The following is a 4297-nucleotide window of genomic DNA, read 5'->3' on the forward strand; positions in this document are numbered from 1 at the left end:
GGAGCCAGCGTTTAAACGAACTACTACATGGAAAGCTTTAGTTGCAGCTAAAGCCTGGGTCTCACATTACCCGAAACTGGTCGATTTAGAGGGATAATTTCCCATACAAAGCGTTTAAGACGGATTCCCAACGCTCGGCATTTTCAGCTTACTTTAGGTTAAGTGTTTATGTCTCAATGGGTTGGGCTGGGTGGTCGGCGTTGCTTACCACTTAACGCGGCGTTATACGCTATGCGGTGTTTCAGTTCAGCTGACATGGTTCTGTTCTTCTTAGCTCATGCGCTAAGTTTAAAAGTTGATAATGCAGCTAACTTATAAGGATAGGTAAAGATAAATGAGTGGACATAATCATTACCCTGATTGTACTTGCGGTTGGTGCTGTAAATTCAGAGGCATGAGTGGTGTAGATAATCAACGAAATAAGACCGTAGACAGAAGTGTTGGGAGTATTAGCGAGCAAAGCAAAGTGTTTGTGAGCTATGTAAATCCTAGTGCTTACTGCCCAGTCTGTGGAGCATCGGTGTTTTTTTATCAATCCCCCAATGGTGGGAGAGTGTTTTTTGATTCATTGGGTAAACCTTGGGAGAAGCACCCTTGCACAGATAATAGCACTCTAAAGGTGAATATAATTCCATCGAAAAACTTCCCTAACCGGAACCGAGTAGGAAAGTTTGAAGCCAACAAGTTCAATCCATTTATCATCAAACTGATCGAGAAATTTCATATTACATCTCGTGTAAAAATATCAGGCTTTTTTGGTGAAGCAGGCATAGTCATAGCTATTTCTGGCATCACAAGGCAGGAATTTAATAACCTTGAAATTGATGTAAACAGTCCTTGTATGATGCGCAGAACAAACAACGGCTATCAGCTTTCTTTCGTAAATAAACGTGGGAAGGTTATTGATTTGGACGGTGTAAAAAGTAGTTAGGGAAACGCGTATAACAATCTGTTTAAGAGTGATTCGCAACGCGTGGCATTTTTACTATGCGGCGGTTTTAGTGTTTAAGGTGATATGCGGCGGCTTTTGTATTGCGTTGCTCACACCTTAACAGGGCGTTAGCAAAACCATCCAACCAGATATCGACTTTTATACCGATTGTGGTAATTTACAATCATCAATTTTACATAGTTTCAGCTATATATGATTTACATCGAAAGAATAATTAGAAAGATGAAACAAGGCCAAACGGGGCCTTACCTTTGTGTTGGCGATGACAATAATCAGTATATTGTAAAAGGGCCTAATACTACCTATCGAGGGCTAATTAACGAATGGGTATGTGGGAAGTTAGGAAAGGCTATTGGGCTACCAGTCCCCGATTTTGAAATTGCGTATGTTGACGGTTCTCTACTGGAGTTTGGACACTACGAGCTCAGTGAAGGTGATTGGTTTGCATCTAAGTATGAAGACAATATTCAAGATGTCCCTTACCAAAAACTATGTGAACTTGACTCAGATGGCCTGAAGCGGTTGTTTCTATTCGACTACTGGATCAAAAATGGCGACCGTAACCTTACACAAAGTGGCGGTAACCCTAATCTGTTCATCCGCTCGGATCTTAAGTCTTTTATTGTTCTAGACCACAACCTAGCCTTTGATGTTGACCACGATGAGACATTTAATGACTTGAAAGCACTTCATGTGGGTTCAAGTGCTTGGTTTTCTGAACAAATGTCGTTACTAGACCATGAGTCGTACGAAGAATTACTGGAAAATTGCTTCAGTGAACTAGACTCTATATTAGAGTCTATACCAGAAGAATGGCTCGAAAACTGCGGTGATGATGGTATTGTAGAAGAGATTCGAGTAACATTATCACGCTTTAGAACACCTGAATTTTGGGAGGGTATAAAATGAAAAATCTAGTACGTTATTCAGTAATACGTTTTATGCCTTTTACTGAAACTCAAGAGTTCGCTAACGTCGGTATTGTGATTCACGCACCTCAAACAGGTAGTGTGCTGTTTAGGTTGGCAAATAAAAGGTTTGGCCGAGTTTCTCAGTTTTTTGATGACCTTGATGGTCGGTTATACTCTAATGCTATCGAAATGTTTAATTTCGAGCTTAAGCGTATTCAAGATTTTGCTAAAGGAATGCGTGGAAAAGAGTTAGCCGGTTTCATGGATGAAGTTACAAGACAAAGAGAGGGGTTCCTTACTTTTAGTGAGACTGCTGCTCTTTTGACTAGTGATTCACTTGAACTTGTTTTAGAAAAACTGTTTGAGCAATATGTTGGTAGAAGCTTCAACACAAAAGAGCATCGAGAGACGCTTTTAGTTAAAAGCCTCAAAAAACAATTGGATGGTGTAACGAAATATAAGTTTACTAAAAGTAAACTTAATGCGGATTATGTGTCTTTCGAGTTACCATTGGTAGCCACGGATAGAGTTACAACGAAAGCTATTAAACCACTCAGCTTTTACCAAGATAAGCCTCTAAAGCTGATCGATCATGGTGAGTTTTGGATTTCAAGAGTTAAGCATTTATTAAACTCAAATACTCTTGACGCTAGCGATTTTCTTTTTGCAATTGATCGCCCTGAGTATAAAGATAAAAATCTCGAGGCTGCATTTAAGTCTTTAGAAGATGAAATGAACTCATTAGGTGTTAATGTTTATGACGTTCGTGACCTTCGAAATATTGAAAATTTTGCAAGGTTTGAGTCAGAAAAAGCAGAGAACTTTAAACTAGCTCACTGATAAACAGGTTTTGCTAACAAAGCATTTAAGAGTGATTCCCAACGCTTGGCATTTTCAGCTTCGCGTTGGGTTTTGTGTTTATGGTGCAGTAGTTTTGTTTCGTGGTAGCGTTGCTCACACCTTAATGCGGCGTTAGGTCAATCTACTTAAAGTACGGAGTGTAAAATGGAATTTATTCCCGTAAAAATTGAAATGGATGATACTCTCGATTTATGCATGCAATTTCGACGAGATGCACATGCAGTAAGCTTTGGGAATGATGCCGGTTTTAGTGTTGATGAAACTAAAGCGTGGTTTACAAAGCTAAGTACATTTGATAATTCTGGCTTTTATCATGTTCTCAAAAACAATGAGGTCATCGGTCAAATAGAATTTCGAAATGGCTTGATGGATGAGCAAGGTATAAAGTTTGGCTATATTAACTTGCTGTATTTGTTACCTGAATTTCGTAACAACGGTTTAGGTAAAAAACTAGTGGATTTCATATGTACTCAGCTCAAAAACGAGCAATGTGCATATGTTCAGCTACGCTATATTCCTGCAAATTTGCAAGCCGTTAGTTTCTATCGCAAACATGGTTGGTTTGATGTCGGAGAGCTTGGTGAACGTGGGCAATTGGCAGAAAAACGATTAACCTAACAAACGCTTCAAGACGGATTCGCAACGCGTGGCATTTTTACCATGCGTTGATTTTAGTGATTAAGGTGGTGTGCGGAAACATCGTATTGCGTTGCTCACTACTTAAGCGGGCGTTATACCCTTAGAGGAAAATAGATGTTTTCGCAGTCAGTAAAAGAGCAATTAAAGTTCTATGTTTATTTCCTACGAGATCCAAGAAATGGTCGGGTTTTCTATGTAGGTAAAGGGCAGGGTAATCGGATTTTTAACCATGTAGAATGTGCTCTGGATACCGAATATATAAGCGACAAGATAGATGTAATTAAGTCGATATACTCCGACGGCTTCCAAGTCGAACATTTTATTCTTCGTCATGGTCTAGAAGAATCGTCAGCATTTGAGGTTGAAGCAGCACTGATCGACTTTGTTGGCATATCAAACTTGTCTAATTTACAAGGCGGACATTACTCAAGTGACTTTGGTATTAAATCTACTGAAGAAATTATAGCTATGTATAGCTCATCTGAACTTGAGACGGACGAGCCATTGTTATTGATTAACATCAATAAGCTTTATCACCGAGATATGACTGAATCTGAACTATATGACGCTACGAGAAAAGCTTGGGTTATTGGCAGTCGTCGTAGTAACGCGAAGTTTGCTATAGCAACTTATCGAGGTTTAACTCGAGAAATCTATGGGATTGACTCTTGGTACCCGATAGAGGTTAATGGAAAAACTCGTTGGGGCTTTCATGGTCGCTTGGCATCAGATGAAGTTCGTAGTCGTTTAAGGTATAAATCGATTTCGAGTTATTTCTTAAAAGGCGCTGCAAATCCAATTAAATACGTAAACTGCTAGACGGGTATAACAAACGACTATGGCGTCAATAGCTAATTTTTCGCTATGTTCTCATCCCACATGACGCCATCTCTTAACATAGAATTTAGTATCACAACCATCTTGCGAACGCAGG

Annotated in this window: 5 protein-coding genes; all 5 read left to right on the top strand. The window is 39.4% G+C overall.

From position 1 onward, the window contains the following. The first annotated feature begins 334 nt into the window (after positions 1–334). The 5 genes from AK965_RS20025 (at position 335) to AK965_RS20055 (ending at position 4182) form a co-directional block, all read left to right on the top strand. Positions 335–931: a hypothetical protein gene (locus tag AK965_RS20025; RefSeq protein WP_143699965.1), complete on the top strand. Its 597-nt coding sequence runs from the start codon at positions 335–337 to the stop codon at positions 929–931. Positions 932–1144: 213 nt separating this feature from the next. Further along, positions 1145–1861, top strand: coding sequence for a HipA family kinase (locus AK965_RS20035; protein ID WP_099081236.1), 717 nt, complete (start codon positions 1145–1147; stop codon positions 1859–1861). Further along, the gene (locus AK965_RS20040) at positions 1858–2703 is read left to right on the top strand and encodes a DUF3037 domain-containing protein (protein WP_099081237.1); all 846 of its coding nucleotides are present in this window, start codon (positions 1858–1860) and stop codon (positions 2701–2703) included. The genes AK965_RS20035 and AK965_RS20040 overlap by 4 nt, the downstream gene beginning before the upstream one ends. A 165-nt stretch (positions 2704–2868) precedes the next feature. Then, the gene (locus AK965_RS20045) at positions 2869–3342 is read left to right on the top strand and encodes a GNAT family N-acetyltransferase (protein WP_099081238.1); all 474 of its coding nucleotides are present in this window, start codon (positions 2869–2871) and stop codon (positions 3340–3342) included. Positions 3343–3477: 135 nt separating this feature from the next. Continuing rightward, positions 3478–4182, top strand: a complete 705-nt coding sequence (locus tag AK965_RS20055) for a hypothetical protein (protein ID WP_216360624.1) — start codon at positions 3478–3480, stop codon at positions 4180–4182. Positions 4183–4297: the final 115 nt, after the last annotated feature.

It is taken from the genome of Vibrio sp. PID17_43 (genome assembly GCF_002608565.1).
Classification (GTDB): domain Bacteria; phylum Pseudomonadota; class Gammaproteobacteria; order Enterobacterales; family Vibrionaceae; genus Vibrio.